At 53.9% G+C, this 14,547-nt stretch carries 16 protein-coding genes; 4 read left to right on the top strand and 12 right to left on the bottom strand.

Features of this window, described 5'->3' with window-relative positions:
- Positions 1–56: 56 nt before the first annotated feature.
- The 10 genes from pepB to trmJ all read right to left on the bottom strand — a co-directional run bounded on the left by pepB (position 57) and on the right by trmJ (position 7,977).
- Complete coding sequence (gene pepB, locus E4Z61_RS23215) at positions 57–1,340, bottom strand: aminopeptidase PepB (RefSeq protein ID WP_135324756.1); 1,284 nt, start codon at positions 1,338–1,340, stop codon at positions 57–59.
- A gap of 53 nt (positions 1,341–1,393) precedes the next feature.
- A complete protein-coding gene (gene iscX / locus E4Z61_RS23210) occupies positions 1,394–1,594 on the bottom strand; it encodes a Fe-S cluster assembly protein IscX (RefSeq protein ID WP_045446157.1) in 201 nt (66 codons plus the stop codon).
- An 11-nt stretch (positions 1,595–1,605) separates the two neighbouring features.
- The gene (fdx, locus tag E4Z61_RS23205) at positions 1,606–1,941 is read right to left on the bottom strand and encodes an ISC system 2Fe-2S type ferredoxin (protein ID WP_003037690.1); all 336 of its coding nucleotides are present in this window, start codon (positions 1,939–1,941) and stop codon (positions 1,606–1,608) included.
- A gap of 1 nt (position 1,942) precedes the next feature.
- Complete coding sequence (gene hscA, locus E4Z61_RS23200; RefSeq protein WP_135324755.1) at positions 1,943–3,793, bottom strand: Fe-S protein assembly chaperone HscA; 1,851 nt, start codon at positions 3,791–3,793, stop codon at positions 1,943–1,945.
- A gap of 15 nt (positions 3,794–3,808) precedes the next feature.
- A complete protein-coding gene (hscB, locus tag E4Z61_RS23195; RefSeq protein ID WP_003838436.1) occupies positions 3,809–4,324 on the bottom strand; it encodes a co-chaperone HscB in 516 nt (171 codons plus the stop codon).
- A 108-nt stretch (positions 4,325–4,432) separates the two neighbouring features.
- Positions 4,433–4,756 (bottom strand): iron-sulfur cluster assembly protein IscA, encoded by a 324-nt coding sequence (iscA, locus tag E4Z61_RS23185; protein ID WP_003835203.1) that lies wholly within the window; start codon positions 4,754–4,756, stop codon positions 4,433–4,435.
- A gap of 20 nt (positions 4,757–4,776) precedes the next feature.
- Positions 4,777–5,163 carry a Fe-S cluster assembly scaffold IscU gene (iscU, locus tag E4Z61_RS23180; protein ID WP_002913991.1) on the bottom strand — a complete coding sequence of 129 codons (387 nt, stop codon included), beginning with the start codon at positions 5,161–5,163 and terminating at the stop codon, positions 4,777–4,779.
- Positions 5,164–5,188: 25 nt separating this feature from the next.
- On the bottom strand, positions 5,189–6,403 hold the full coding sequence (gene iscS / locus E4Z61_RS23175; protein ID WP_135324753.1) for a cysteine desulfurase: 1,215 nt from the start codon (positions 6,401–6,403) through the stop codon (positions 5,189–5,191).
- A gap of 167 nt (positions 6,404–6,570) precedes the next feature.
- The gene (iscR, locus tag E4Z61_RS23170) at positions 6,571–7,062 is read right to left on the bottom strand and encodes a Fe-S cluster assembly transcriptional regulator IscR (RefSeq protein ID WP_005120405.1); all 492 of its coding nucleotides are present in this window, start codon (positions 7,060–7,062) and stop codon (positions 6,571–6,573) included.
- 183 nt (positions 7,063–7,245) lie between these two features.
- On the bottom strand, positions 7,246–7,977 hold the full coding sequence (gene trmJ / locus E4Z61_RS23165) for a tRNA (cytosine(32)/uridine(32)-2'-O)-methyltransferase TrmJ (protein WP_096756164.1): 732 nt from the start codon (positions 7,975–7,977) through the stop codon (positions 7,246–7,248).
- Between the two features lie 118 nt (positions 7,978–8,095).
- Between trmJ and suhB the strand changes: the two genes are divergently transcribed.
- Positions 8,096–8,899 carry an inositol-1-monophosphatase gene (gene suhB, locus E4Z61_RS23160; protein WP_096756163.1) on the top strand — a complete coding sequence of 268 codons (804 nt, stop codon included), beginning with the start codon at positions 8,096–8,098 and terminating at the stop codon, positions 8,897–8,899.
- Between the two features lie 45 nt (positions 8,900–8,944).
- Here the strand turns inward: suhB and E4Z61_RS23155 are convergent, their stop codons facing one another.
- Both E4Z61_RS23155 and E4Z61_RS23150 read right to left on the bottom strand, forming a co-directional pair.
- Complete coding sequence (locus E4Z61_RS23155; RefSeq protein WP_135324752.1) at positions 8,945–9,925, bottom strand: nickel/cobalt transporter; 981 nt, start codon at positions 9,923–9,925, stop codon at positions 8,945–8,947.
- Entirely contained in the window at positions 9,916–10,554 is a 639-nt protein-coding gene (locus E4Z61_RS23150) for a DUF1007 family protein (RefSeq protein ID WP_135324751.1), read from the bottom strand. Before E4Z61_RS23150 ends, E4Z61_RS23155 begins: the two co-directional genes overlap by 10 nt.
- 413 nt (positions 10,555–10,967) lie before the next feature.
- Here E4Z61_RS23150 and E4Z61_RS23145 point away from each other — a divergent pair, with 413 nt between their 5' ends.
- From E4Z61_RS23145 to E4Z61_RS23135, 3 genes are all read left to right on the top strand, one after another.
- Entirely contained in the window at positions 10,968–11,951 is a 984-nt protein-coding gene (locus E4Z61_RS23145; protein ID WP_135324750.1) for an autoinducer 2 ABC transporter substrate-binding protein, read from the top strand.
- A 104-nt stretch (positions 11,952–12,055) separates the two neighbouring features.
- Positions 12,056–13,564 (top strand): sugar ABC transporter ATP-binding protein, encoded by a 1,509-nt coding sequence (locus E4Z61_RS23140; RefSeq protein WP_135324749.1) that lies wholly within the window; start codon positions 12,056–12,058, stop codon positions 13,562–13,564.
- Positions 13,557–14,546 carry an ABC transporter permease gene (locus E4Z61_RS23135; RefSeq protein ID WP_135324748.1) on the top strand — a complete coding sequence of 330 codons (990 nt, stop codon included), beginning with the start codon at positions 13,557–13,559 and terminating at the stop codon, positions 14,544–14,546. Before E4Z61_RS23140 ends, E4Z61_RS23135 begins: the two co-directional genes overlap by 8 nt.
- Position 14,547 lies beyond the last annotated feature (1 nt).

Below are 14,547 nucleotides of genomic sequence, written 5' to 3'. Positions count from 1 at the left end.
GGATGAGTACGTGTAGGCCGAATGCGCAAAACGCCATCCGGCCATACAGTCATAATTTACGCGGTCAGCAGGTTGGCAATCGTGCGCACACCCAGACCGGTCGCACCCGCGGACCACTGCTCAACGGGCGCTTTGCGATAGGTTGCAGAGCAGTCGATATGCAGCCAGCCTTGCTGATAGTTTTCCACGAAATGAGACAGGAAGCCCGCAGCGGTGCTTGCGCCCGCCGGGTAGGCCGCGCTGCCGGTGTTATTCAGCTCGGCAAAGTTAGACGGCAGCTGGCTACGGTGGAACTCCGCCAGCGGCAGACGCCAGAACGGTTCGTTTTCTTGCGCCGCGCTTGCCATCAGGCGTGCAGCCAGCTGGTCATCAAAGCTAAACAACGCGTGATAATCATTACCCAGCGCCGTTTTCGCCGCACCGGTCAGCGTGGCGGCATCAATGATTAGTTCCGGTTTCTGCGCGCTGGCGTCGATCAGACCATCGGCCAGCACCAGGCGTCCTTCGGCATCGGTATTCATCACTTCAACATTTTTGCCGTTGCGATAGCGAATAATATCGCCGAGTTTGAAGGCATTGCCGCTGATCAGGTTATCTGCACAGCACAGGTACAGCTTCACGCGCTTGTTCAGACCGCGAGTTATGGCAAACGCCAGTGCGCCGGTTACCGTTGCCGCACCGCCCATATCTGACTTCATCGAGTCCATAAACGCACTTTGCTTGATGCTGTAACCGCCGGAATCAAAGGTGATCCCTTTGCCAACCAGGCAGGCGTAAACCGGCGCTTCTTTATCACCTGTCGGGTTGAAGTCCAGCGCCAGCAACACCGGCGGACGTTCAGATCCACGGCCTACCGTGTGCAGGCCCATGTAATTCTGCTCGCGCAGATCTTCACCTTTGGTAATGCGGTAAGAGACGTTATCGCACGCCACACTGCACAGCAGATCAACCGCGCGCTGCGCTAACTGTTCCGGGCCCAACTCTTCTGCCGGGGCATTAATGGTGTCGCGCACCCAGTCAATAATCTTCAGACGACTATCAAGCTCTTTGCGCTGCGCCTCGTCCAGAGCGGCCCACTCAACTTTACGGGTGCCTTTTGGTCCTTTGTAGCCCTGCCAGAACGCCCAGCTACGTTCGGTATCCCAGCCTTCACCATCCAGTTGGACATGCTTAATACCCAGGCCGTCTATTTTACGTGCGGCGCGCTGGATAAGGCCCAGGTCATCTTTTCCATCAAGGTGCAGGGTAATACCGTCGCTATTGATGCTGTAGGTCGCTTTTTCACCCCAACGCGCGTCAGCAGGCTGCGTGGAAAGCGTAATTTTCATGGCTTCTGTCATTTTATTTATCCTTATTAGCAAACGGGCCGCCCTATGGCAGCCCGTTATGTGACTTACTCTGCTTCATCTAACCAGACTAGCAGAATCGCCTCCAGAATTTTTTCATTGGATGCGCCAGGGTCGTCATCAAATTCCTCAAGATCGCAGATCCACTGATGGAGATCGGTGAAACGAACGGTCTTGGGATCGAGATCGGGGAACGCGTCGTACAGCGCCTCGCCGATTTCGCGGCTATCGGTCCACTTCAGTCCCATACTACCCCCTGTTAATGCTCACGCGCATGATTGATTGTGTAACGTGGGATTTCGACCACTAAATCGTCCTCGGTGACGCGCGCCTGACAGCTTAAACGGCTCTCCGGCTCCAGTCCCCAGGCTTTATCCAGCATGTCGTCTTCTTCTTCCGTGCTTTCCGGCAGGGAGTCGAAACCTTCACGCACGATGCAGTGACAGGTAGTGCAGGCACAGGATTTTTCACAGGCGTGTTCAATCTCGATACCGTTACGCAGGGCAACGTCGAGAATGGTTTCACCGGTCTCAGCTTCCAGAACTGCGCCATCGGGACAGAGATCCTGATGAGGCAAAATAACAATCTTTGGCATATTAAACCTCGTCCACGGAATGGCCTTTCAGCGCGCTACGGACGGATTTGTCCATGCGGCGAGCGGCGAATTCCTGGGTTTGTTTGTCTACGTTTTTAATGGCTTGTTCGATAGCGTCAACATCGTCGTCCTGCGCGACCTCGCTCAAATGCGCGGCGGCGTCGTCGATGGCTTGACGTTCTGCGGCGCTTAACAGCGCGGCATCAGCAGCGAGCGCACCGGATAAGCTTTCCAGTACACGTGCCGCTTCGACTTTCTGTTCTGCCAACATACGGGCTTTGACATCCTGCTCGGCAAAACTCATCGAATCCTGAATCATGGAGGCGATTTCACTGTCGGTCAGACCGTAGGACGGCTTAACCTGAATTGAGGATTCCACGCCGGTGGATTTCTCCATGGCGGTCACGCTTAGCAGTCCGTCCGCATCGACCTGGAAGGTGACGCGGATATGTGCGCCGCCTGCTGGCAGCGCCGGAATACCACGCAGCGCAAAACGCGCCAGTGAACGGCAGTCCTGCACCAGCTCACGCTCGCCCTGCATCACGTGGATGGACATCGCGGTTTGACCGTCTTTAAAGGTGGTGAAATCCTGCGCACGCGCCACTGGAATAGTGGTATTACGCGGGATCACTTTTTCCACCAGACCACCCATGGTTTCCAGTCCCAGGGACAGTGGGATTACGTCCAGCAGCAGCATTTCGCTGTCCGGTTTATTGCCGACCAGAATATCCGCTTGAATTGCCGCACCAATGGCGACCACTTTATCCGGATCGATGGAGGTCAGCGGCGTGCGACCAAAAAATTCACCGACGCGTTCACGCACCAGCGGCACGCGCGTTGAACCACCGACCATCACCACTTCCAGCACATCCTGCGGCTCTACGCCCGCATCTTTCAACGCGCGACGACAGGCCAGTAGCGTACGCTTAACCAGTGCAGAGATCAGTTCATTAAACGTTTCACGGGAGATTTCACCCTGCCATCCCGCCACGTTAACCGTGACGGACTCGGCGTCGCTCAGCGCAATTTTGGCGGCAATCGCGGCATCCAGCAGCTCGCGCTGTACGCGGTTATCGCTACGATCGGCAACGCCTGCCTGCTCGCGAATATAATCGGCCAGCAGATGGTCGAAATCATCACCGCCGAGCGCGGAATCCCCGCCCGTCGCCAGCACTTCAAACACACCACGACTTAAGCGCAGAATAGAAATATCAAACGTGCCGCCGCCAAGGTCATAGACTGCGATCACGCCTTCCTGACCGGAATCCAGGCCATAGGCAATTGCGGCAGCGGTCGGTTCGTTCAGCAGACGCAGTACGTGCAGACCCGCCAGACGCGCGGCGTCTTTAGTACCCTGACGCTGTGCGTCGTCAAAATAGGCCGGAACGGTAATCACCACGCCGTCCAGCTCGCCGGACAGCGATTCGGTTGCCCGCGCGGCCAGCGCTTTCAGAATGTCAGCGGATACGCGCACCGGATTAAGCAAACCGGCAGCGGTTTCGATCATCGGCAGGCCGTTTTCGCTTGCCTGGAACGTATACGGCAGATGTGGGTAACGCGCCTGGATATCCGCCAGAGAGCGGCCCATCATGCGTTTTACCGAACTGACAGTGTTAGCTGTGTCCAACGCGGCATTGGCGCGGGCATCGTAACCGACAGAGTAGCCCTGCTGCTGATAGTGAACCACTGACGGCAACAGGTGACGACCTTCGTGGTCAGCCAGCGTTTCGGCCTGGCCGCTGCGTACGGTCGCAACCAGGGAGTTGGTGGTGCCTAAATCGATACCGACCGCCAGACGACGCTGGTGCGGCGCGGCGCTCAGACCAGGCTCACTAATTTGTAATAAGGCCATTTTCGCTTCCGGAAATTAAAAATCGAGCAGTTTTTCTTCGAGTTGTTCTGCACTGCTTCGTAGTTTATCGAGAAAACGCAGCTTACGCACGGTATCTGCCGCCGCGTCCCACGTCTCGCTGTCCAGCTGTTCAACCATCAGTTGATGACGAACGTTATACATCTCGCTGACTCGCTGCATAAACGCATCCAGACGTTGACTGTCTTTAGCCTGTTCAATCTCGTCCAGCTCTTCGCGAAGTTCCAGCTGCTCCATCAGGAACGCAGTATCGCGCACCGTGTGCTGCTCGCTTCGGATATCAAAGCCGTGTAAAGACAGTAAGTATTCGGCGCGCATCAAGGGATGACGCAGCGTTTGCCAGGCCTGATTGATCGTGGCGGATTGCGAAACGGCAGCAAGTTGTTCCGCCTGAGAGCCGCTGGCAAATTTATCAGGATGATACTGACGTTGTAGATCCTGAAAACGGAGGCTCAGCGCCTGAGTATCGAGCTGATAACGGGCCGGTAAGCCAAAGAGGGTGAAGTAGTCCATAACATTCTCAGGGCATCGATTCTCTGTTGTTCGATGTGGCAAAACCAGAGAGTCAGGTAAAACAAACCCCACGCGCAGGTGACCACGGTGGGGTTATCGGTAAGCGCGTTATACGTGGAAGCTTTCGCCGCACCCACACTCATCTTTCACGTTAGGGTTGGTGAACTTAAACCCTTCGTTCAGACCTTCTTTGACGAAGTCTAACTGCGTACCGTCGAGGAATTGCAGGCTTTTACCGTCGATCACGACTTTTACGCCTTTGTCTTCAAACACGGTATCTTCAGCCGCCGGCTCGTCAACAAATTCCAGTACATAGGCCATACCTGAGCAGCCGGAGGTTCTCACGCCCAGACGCAGGCCAAACCCTTTACCACGGTTTGCCAGGAAGGTATTTACTCGCGCTGCTGCACTGTCGCTTAAGGTAATCGACATAATAAAACCTCAACTCTTAATTATTTTGCTTCACGTTTGCTTTTGTAATCCGCAATCGCGGCTTTAATCGCGTCTTCAGCCAGAATAGAACAGTGAATTTTCACTGGTGGCAGTTCAAGCTCGTCTGCGATATCGGTGTTTTTAATCGCCTGTGCTTCGTCCAGAGATTTCCCTTTCACCCATTCGGTAACCAGAGAGCTGGAGGCAATGGCGGAACCGCAGCCGTAAGTCTTGAAACGCGCGTCTTCAATGATACCTTCATTGTTGACTTTGATCTGCAACTTCATCACGTCGCCACAAGCCGGTGCACCCACCATGCCGCTGCCCACGTTCTCGTCGCTGTTGTCAAAAGAGCCCACGTTACGTGGATTCTCGTAATGATCGATTACTTTTTCGCTGTAAGCCATGCTGAATTCTCCTTATCGGTACCGATTAGTGATGTGACCATTCAATGCTGTTCAGGTCCACGCCCTGTTTGAACATTTCCCACAGTGGAGAAAGGTCACGCAGACGGCCGATGGAGTTACGAACCAGGTTGATGGTGTAGTCAATCTCTTCTTCGGTTGTGAAACGACCTAAAGAGAAACGGATTGAGCTGTGTGCCAGCTCGTCAGTCATACCCAGCGCACGCAGCACATAGGAAGGTTCCAGGCTTGCAGACGTACAGGCAGAACCGGAAGAAACAGCCAGATCTTTCAGCGCCATAATCAGCGATTCGCCTTCAACAAAGTTGAAGCTGACGTTGAGAATGTTCGGTGCGCCATGCTCGAGGTCACCGTTCAGGTACACCTCTTCCATATCTTTTACGCCGTTCCACAGACGGTTACGCAGACCGCGCAGACGCGCCATCTCGGTTTCCATCTCTTCTTTCGCGATACGGTAAGCTTCACCCATACCAACGATCTGGTGGACAGGCAGCGTACCGGAACGCATACCGCGCTCGTGACCACCGCCGTGCATCTGAGCTTCGATGCGAATACGTGGTTTACGACGAACGTACAGTGCGCCGATACCTTTCGGACCGTAAATTTTGTGACCGGAGAAGGACATCAGGTCAACTTTCAGCTGGCTCAGATCGATAGGCAGTTTGCCCACGCTCTGGGTCGCATCAACGTGGTAGATGATGCCACGCGCACGGCACATTTCGCCGATAGCCGCGATATCCTGCACCACGCCGATTTCGTTGTTCACGTGCATAATGGAAACGAGAATGGTGTCATCACGCATCGCCGCTTCGAGTTCTTTCAGGTCAATAATACCGTTGCGCTGCGGGGCGAGGTAGGTCACTTCAAACCCTTCACGCTCCAGTTGACGACAGGTGTCCAGCACAGCTTTGTGCTCCGTTTTGCTGGTGATGATGTGCTTGCCTTTTTTCTGATAAAAGTTGGCCGCACCTTTAATCGCCAGGTTGTCGGATTCGGTCGCACCGGAAGTAAAGACGATTTCACGCGGATCGGCACCCACCAGATCGGCAATCTGATTACGGGCGATATCTACCGCCTCTTCAGCATGCCAGCCAAAACGGTGTGAACGGGACGCTGGGTTACCAAAGTTTCCGTCCAGGGTCAGACACTGCATCATTTTCTCGGCAACACGCGGGTCCACCGGCGTGGTTGCGGAGTAGTCGAGATAGATCGGTAATTTCATTGCTCTATAAACTCCGTACATCGCTTCAATGCAAGGAACCAGGCAACCGGCTGGATGTACGACCGAGTTAACGGAGTGTCCAACACCCCGGCCTGATTCTGAAATACTTTTACGCTTCATCCTTCTGCCTGCCTTGATGCAAAAAGAAGGATATTGCGTAATTTTTATTAGGCACGCAGTTTTACGTCGATCGCGTCTTGCGTGCGGGTACTGCGTGGAGCGTCATGAGTGTGCTGGCGACCAGACACATCCAGGACTTCCTGATTATTCACCAGTTCGCCTAACGTAATATTGTTGAGGAAACCGGTCAGACGGTCGCTCAGATCGCGCCACAGCGCGTGGGTCAGGCATTTATCGCCGCCCTGACAGCCGCCTTTGCCCTGGCAACGCGTCGCATCTACGGACTCGTCAACAGCGCTAATTACTTCACCTACTGCGATGCTGCCTGCATCTTTACCCAGCAGATACCCGCCGCCTGGTCCACGTACGCTGGAAACCAGACCGTTTTTACGTAAACGGGAAAACAGCTGCTCCAAGTACGAAAGGGAAATTCCCTGACGTTCAGAAATATCAGCCAACGGTACCGGGCCCGTTTCGGAGTTGAGCGCAACGTCCAACATTGCGGTCACGGCATAACGCCCTTTTGATGTCAGTCTCATGTCTTACTTAGCCTCAAACTCGCCCCTGCCCGGGGTTTTTTATTGTAAAATGGGGGTATTGCATAGCAGGGGCAAGTCTGACATTCCCGACTAAATCAGTCAACTATTTACTTGACTAAATTAGTCAGGTATTTAACCTTCAGTGCCGTTTTCACTCACCGGACGGCGCTTCGCTTATCCGGCCTACTTTCCTTTATTCTGCTGCTCTATAGATGCAAGCATTCCACGCAGAATATTCAGTTCCTGACTCTCAGGACGCGCACGCGTGAACAGACGGCGCAATTTGTTCATCACCTGTCCCGGATGGTTCTCGCGGATAAAGCCCGTCGACAGTAGCGTTTGCTCCAGATGACCATAAAAACGCTCTAAATCATCGACCAGCGGATACTCGGTTTCTTCGTATTCTGTGGTTTTACCGCTTTCCTGCGTTGCTAGCCAGGCCATGCGCACTTCATAAGAAATGACCTGTACCGCCATCGCCAGGTTCAGCGAACTGTATTCCGGGTTCGCGGCAATAGCGACGTGATAATGGCATTTCTGCAGCTCATCGTTGGTCAATCCCACACGCTCACGGCCAAAGACCAGCGCTACCGGGGTATTCGCCGCTTCGGCTACGCTTTTCAAACCACATTCACGTGGATCGAGCATCGGCCACGGCAGGGTACGGGAACGCGCACTGGTTCCAACAACCAGGCTACAGCCAGCCAGCGCTTCATCGAGGGTGTCGACGATTTGCGCATTGCCGATCACATCGCTGGCACCGGCCGCCAGGGCAATAGCCTGGGAGTCAGGTTTTACCAGCGGATTGACCAGCCACAGATTGGTTAAACCCATGGTTTTCATTGCACGGGCAACGGAGCCCATATTGCCGGTGTGAGAGGTCTCCACCAGCACAATTCGAATATTTTGCAGCATTGTATTTCTTCGGCTAAAGATTATTCGGCCATATTATCATAAAACGAAGACATATACCGAACTCGCTGCTATACTCTGCGCCGTTTTCCCGTTCTTTAACATCCAGTGAGAGAGACCGATGCATCCGATGCTGACCATCGCCGTGCGCGCAGCGCGCAAGGCGGGTAATGTAATTGCCAAACACTACGAAACACCAGACTCTGTAGAAACCAGCCAGAAAGGCAGCAATGATTTCGTGACTAACGTCGATAAAGCCGCAGAAGCGATTATTATCGAAACAATCCGCAAATCTTACCCTCAGCACACCATCATCACCGAAGAAAGCGGTGAACATATTGGTGAAGATCTGGATGTTCAATGGGTTATCGATCCACTGGATGGCACCACCAACTTCGTAAAACGTCTGCCGCACTTCGCGGTATCCATCGCAGTACGCATCAAAGGCCGTACTGAAGTCGCCGTTGTTTACGATCCAATGCGTAACGAACTGTTCACCGCAACGCGCGGTCAGGGCGCACAGCTGAACGGCTACCGTCTGCGTGGCAGCACCGCTCGCGATCTGGATGGCACCATCATCGCCACTGGCTTCCCGTTCAAAGCCAAACAGCACGCTCCTTCTTACATGAAGATCCTCGGCAAGATGTACACCGAATGCGCTGACTTCCGCCGCACCGGTTCTGCTGCGCTGGATCTGGCTTATGTTGCCGCCGCGCGCGTTGACGGTTACTTCGAAATCGGTCTGAAACCGTGGGATTTTGCCGCAGGTGAACTGATTGCTCGTGAAGCAGGCGCACTGGTATGCGACTTCACCGGCGGTCATAACTACATGTCGACTGGCAACATCGTTGCAGGTAACCCGCGTGTAGTGAAAGCCATGCTGGCGAACATGCGCGACGAACTGAGCGACGCGCTGAAGCGTTAATCTCAGAAGTGCCCGGTAGCGTGCTACGCTTACCGGGCCGACAACTTAAAACGGTCGTAATCCCCTTCCCACTGGCACCGCACTCACCCACATCACCACTGCTGCAACGACTAACATAGCACCACCGGCCAGCGCCAGCGTGGTCCAGCCAATCTGTCGCCACAGCACCGGCGCTTTATGTCCGCTAAGTCTCACCGCCAGCGAGCGAAAACTGTGTACCAACAAAGCCAGTGACGTAATCGTCAAAGACGTTCCTGCCGCCATCGCCAGCGCAGATGCCATGCCCCAGCTAAAGACGCCAACCACTTTACTGAACAGCAGCACCATAATTGCGCCAGAGCAGGGACGCATGCCCATGGAAAGAATAATCATCAGCCGGGCGCGCCAGTCATCGCCGCTTTGTATCTGTTCGGGATCGGGTAAATGCTGATGCCCGCAGCCACAGTGTTCATGATGCACATGATGCGGTGTAAAGACGGTAAATTTAGGTCGGCGCAGCAGCGCGCGTAACTTTTTCAATGCCCGCCAACACAGCAAAACGCCCAGTACGCCAACCAGTGCATAGCTGGCTTTCTCCAACCAGAAACTGCTCATGTGTAGCTGTCGGGCAGGCAGTTGCAGCACCGTGAGCACCACAACCACTAGCCCTATTGCCACCAGCCCCTGCAATAAGGAAGACGCCAGCGTCAGCCCGATGCTCGACTTGAGCTTCGACGGATGCGTCGCCAGCCAGGTAGTGATGACGATTTTCCCGTGCCCCGGCCCCAGCGCGTGCAATACCCCATAAATAAAACTAAACAGCAATAGCGATCCGCCTGCACGGGTAGGATTGGCGGCAACCGCTTTCAGCAAGCCGCTCATTTGCTGGTTAACGTCCCGTTGCCAGATAATGCTTTTCACCATCACCTGCGGCCAGGCCTGCCATAACCACAGTGCACCACCGGTTGCCAGCAGAAAAAAGACCGCCAGCGGCCATAGCGTGAGCCAGCGACGACCGGCTGTACGTTGTTGATACACTACTGACATTGCACTGTCACCTTCTGCGCAAATTGTTTCCCCAACTCCATATCCTCCGGCGGCGCGTCTTCTTTATCCAGTGACTGCGCAAAGCGCAGCGATTGTTCATTGGGCGTCGGGGTATGCACGTTAATCCGGCATTGATTACTTAGGCCCGGTGCCAGCGTGGCATCGTTGTCCTTGTCATAGCTCATATCCACGTAGTAGGTGGGATCAAACGTGGAAATAATATAGGTCTGTCCGGCAAGTGGCTGCGGTTGAGCCAGCGGCAGTACAAACGTCAACACCGCCTGATGTTCCTCATGCTCCATACCATATTCCGTCGGGCGATTTTTAAATTTTACCTTCTGCCCGTTGCGCCACACTTCGGTGAAATAGTGCTGTCCGAGGACATTGGCCATGACTTCCGCCGCCAATTTTTTCCAGATCTCATCGCCCGGTTTGGCGTTGCCCGCATCGTACAGCAGATCGGCGGAGGTAATTTCATCCATCGTCCAGCGCATTTTTAACGCCACAAACTGATTATTTTCACTCACGAGCTCTGTTTTCAGATGAATAAAGCTGTGGGGATGCGCACCCGCGCCAAAGGACAGGACGGCCAGAAACAACGTGACAATGATGCGTTTAACGCGCTGCATGAGTTCTCCACGGAAATCCAGCTCGCCATATAAAGGGAGTCGTTGGCGAGAATGCGCTGAGGATAGCATTGAACGATAAAATATTGAGCCCCCTTTTCCGGTATCGATTCAGTTCTCAATTTCGAAAGTTTCTTTGTTGCCAGCAACGGCAAAAATGACGTTCTCCCTCTTACCCTTAAATCAAATGATAAATAAATGTTAATTTTATGTTTTATTTTAATTCATTATTAACAATAAAAAGATTCTCAAGAGAGTGCCTGGCCTTATATTTAACTAAAAATTAACACAATTAGATCTACATATTCACAAAAATGGGCATAGATCACATTCGTGGTATTTATGATTCATTCCCTCTTCCCTTCGTTGTTAACCTCACGCCGTGACATGCCCTGCCCCCTACTAAAGGTACAACTATGAAATTCAAACTCGCATTACTCAGTGCAACCCTGGTTTCTGCATGCATGTTGTCCGGCACGTCCTTTGCGGCGGAAAAATATGAAATTGCTGTGGTTGCCAAAGTCACCGGTATTCCCTGGTTTAACCGCATGGAAACCGGCGTTAACGAAGCAGCAAAAAAACTGGATGTGAACGCTTACCAGACCGGTCCGTCTACGCCGGACCCAGCGCAGCAGGTGAAAGTGATTGAAGATCTGATCGCCAAAAACGTCAATGCGATCATCGTGGTGCCGAATGATGCCAAGGTTCTTGAACCAGTACTGAAAAAAGCGCGCGAGAAAGGCATTGTGGTCCTGACGCACGAATCCCCGGACGAACAAATCGGTCAGTGGGATATCGAAACCATCGACAGCGAAAAATACGCGCAGGCCAACGTCGATGAACTGGCGAAAAGTATGGGTGGCAAAGGGGGTTATGCAATCTATGTAGGTTCACTGACCGTGCCGTTGCATAACGCGTGGGCCGACTACGCGATTAAATATCAGAAAGAAAAATACCCGGAGATGTTCGAAGTCACCTCACGTCTGCCGGTAGCGGAAAGTATTGATAAGTCCTATTCCACGACGCTGGATCTGATGAAAACCTATCCGCAAATGAAAGGAATTATCGGTTTCGGCTCGCTGGGTCCCATCGGGGCAGGCCAGGCCGTACAGAAAAAACGCGCCAAGGATAAAATTGCCGTCGTCGGTATCGCCATGCCAGCCCAGGCCGCTCCTTACCTGATGCGCGGTGATATCAAAAAAGCGCTGCTGTGGGATCCAAAAGATGCGGGCTACGCGCTGGTCACCGTTGCCGATCAACTGTTGCAGGGTAAAGAAGTCAACGCCGATCTGAGTATCGAAGGTTTAGGGAAAGCCGATATCGACATGGAGAAGAAAGTGATCCGCTTTAACAAGATCCTCGAAGTCACCAAAGACAACGCACAATCACTCGGTTTCTAAGGCTTTTGCCAACACCAGGGAAACCATAACGCCGACCGTCTGGTCGGCGCTATCCACAACACTAACACTCAGCGTCCGGAAGGACGCTCGCAGGGGTATTGTCCATGACAGACACCACCGCATTTATCACTCTTGAGAATATCAGCAAACAATTCCCGGGCGTGCTGGCGCTGGATAACGTGAATCTGACGCTGAAAAAAGGCGAAGTTCACTGTCTGGCGGGTCAAAACGGCTGTGGTAAAAGCACCATCATTAAAGTGATTTCCGGGGTCTATCACCCTGAAAAAGGCGCGCAGATTTTACTTGATGGCAAACTGTTCCATCACCTGACGCCTCAGCTTTCTTCTCACTACGGTATCCAGGTTATCTATCAGGACCTGTCGCTGTTCCCTAATTTTAGCGTCGCGGAAAATATTGCTGTTAACCGCTACCTGCCCGGCGGCGATATCTGGGTACGTCGCGGCGCCATGAAACAACAAGCGCTGGCGGCCATGAAACGCATCGGCGTAACCCTCGACCCTGACAAAAAAGTCGAGAAGCTCTCCATCGCCGACCGTCAGTTGGTGGCTATTTGCCGGGCGATTGCCGCCGACGCACGCCTGGTCATCATGGATGAACCGACCGCCTCGTTAACCCGTCAGGAAGTCAACGGGCTGCTACGGGTGGTCAACGAACTGAAAGCTGCCGGCATTTGCGTCGTGTTTGTCAGCCACCGTCTGGATGAAGTGATGGAAGTGGCAGACCGTATCAGCGTGATGCGCGACGGCAAACTGGTAGGTACATACCCTGCCAGCGAACTGGACAGCCACGAGCTGGCCTTCCTGATGACCGGACAACGCTTCCACTACAGCCCGCTGCCAGAAAGGCCCGCTATTGAGCAAGAACCAATGCTTGAGCTGCGCAACCTGAGCCGTCGCGGAAAATATCAGAATATCAATCTGTCGCTGCACGGCGGCGAAATTGTCTCGATTGTCGGCCTGCTGGGTGCCGGGCGCACCGAGCTTTGCCTGAGCCTGTTTGGCATGACCCACCCGGAAAGCGGTGAAATGCGCATTAACGGTCAGCCGGTCACGCTTCGCAATAACCACGATGCCATTAAGCACGGGATCGGCTACGTCTCAGAAGATCGCCTGACGCAGGGGCTGATCATGGAGCAGTCGATCTACGACAACACCATCGTTACGGTCTTTGATCAACTGCATACCCACAGCGGTTTGCTCGATCATGGTAAAGCACAAAAATTGGTCGCTGATTTGATCCGCGAGCTGAACATCAAAGTGTCCGATCCACACCTGCCGGTCAAAACGCTCTCCGGCGGCAACGCCCAGCGTATCGCCATTGCCAAATGGGTGGCGACCAATCCGCGCATCCTGATCCTGGATTCCCCCACCGTTGGCGTCGATATCGCCAACAAAGAGGGCATTTACCAGATTGCCCGCGACCTGGCTGAACAGGGGATGGCGGTGCTGATGATCTGCGATGAGATCCCGGAAGCCTATTACAACAGCCACCGTGTGCTGGTGATGCGTCGCGGCAAACTGGTGGCGGAATTTAATCCTCATCACTGTCGTGAAGAGGAGATTGCTGAAGTGGTCGAGGTAATCAATGAATAAGATGCATCTCTCCCGTTTAATCGGGCAACACGAGTTCTGGCTGGGCTTGCTGGTCGTGACTCTGGCCATCGGGCTGAGCATCAGTACCGATGAGTTCCTGTCACTGGGGAACCTGACGGACGTCGCCACCAGCTATGCCATTCTCGGCATCCTTGCCTGTGGGCTGTTTGTGGTGTTGATTTCCGGCGGTATCGACATTTCATTTCCAGCGATGACCGCGATTGCCCAGTACGCAATGGCCAGTTGGGTGATCGGCCACGGCGGTAACTTTGCGCTGGCGCTGGTTATTGCCATTGCAGTTGGACTGCTGCTGGGGCTGCTCAACGGCTTTCTGGTTTACTGGCTGCGCGTCCCGGCGATCATCATTACCATCGCCACGCTGAACGTCTACTACGGTCTGCTGGTGTACACCACCAAAGGTACCTGGCTGTACGGCTTCCCGGACTGGTTTATGAACGGCATCAACTGGTTTTCGTTCACCGCCGCAGACGGCTACGACTACGGACTGACCCTGCCCTTGCTGTGCCTGGCGGCGGTGATTATTGTTACCGCCGTGTTGATGAACTATACCCGCCTGGGCCGTCAGGTTTACGCCATGGGTGGCAACCGCGACGCGGCATCACGCCTCGGTCTGAATCTACTGAAGCTGCATTTCTACGTGTACGGTTACATGGGCATTCTGGCTGGCGTTGCCGCCGTAGTGCAGGCGCAGATCACGCAATCCGTCGCCCCCAATTCCCTGCTCGGTTTTGAGCTGACGGTGCTGGCGGCTGTGGTGCTCGGCGGAACCAGCATGAGCGGCGGGCGCGGTACATTGACCGGAACGCTACTCGGCGTTGTGTTGCTGGCCTTTTTACAAAATGGTCTGACGCTGCTGAGCGTCTCCTCTTACTGGCACACCGTGTTCAGCGGCGCCATTATCCTGGTCAGCATTAGCGCCACGGCCTGGAACGAAAAACGCAAACTGGCAAGGGAGCTTTGAG

Origin of the sequence: Citrobacter tructae (assembly GCF_004684345.1) — a bacterium.
Taxonomy (GTDB): Bacteria; Pseudomonadota; Gammaproteobacteria; order Enterobacterales; family Enterobacteriaceae; genus Citrobacter; species Citrobacter tructae.
Note: the sequence above shows the minus strand (reverse complement) of the source record. Positions and strands in the feature narration are given on the sequence as shown.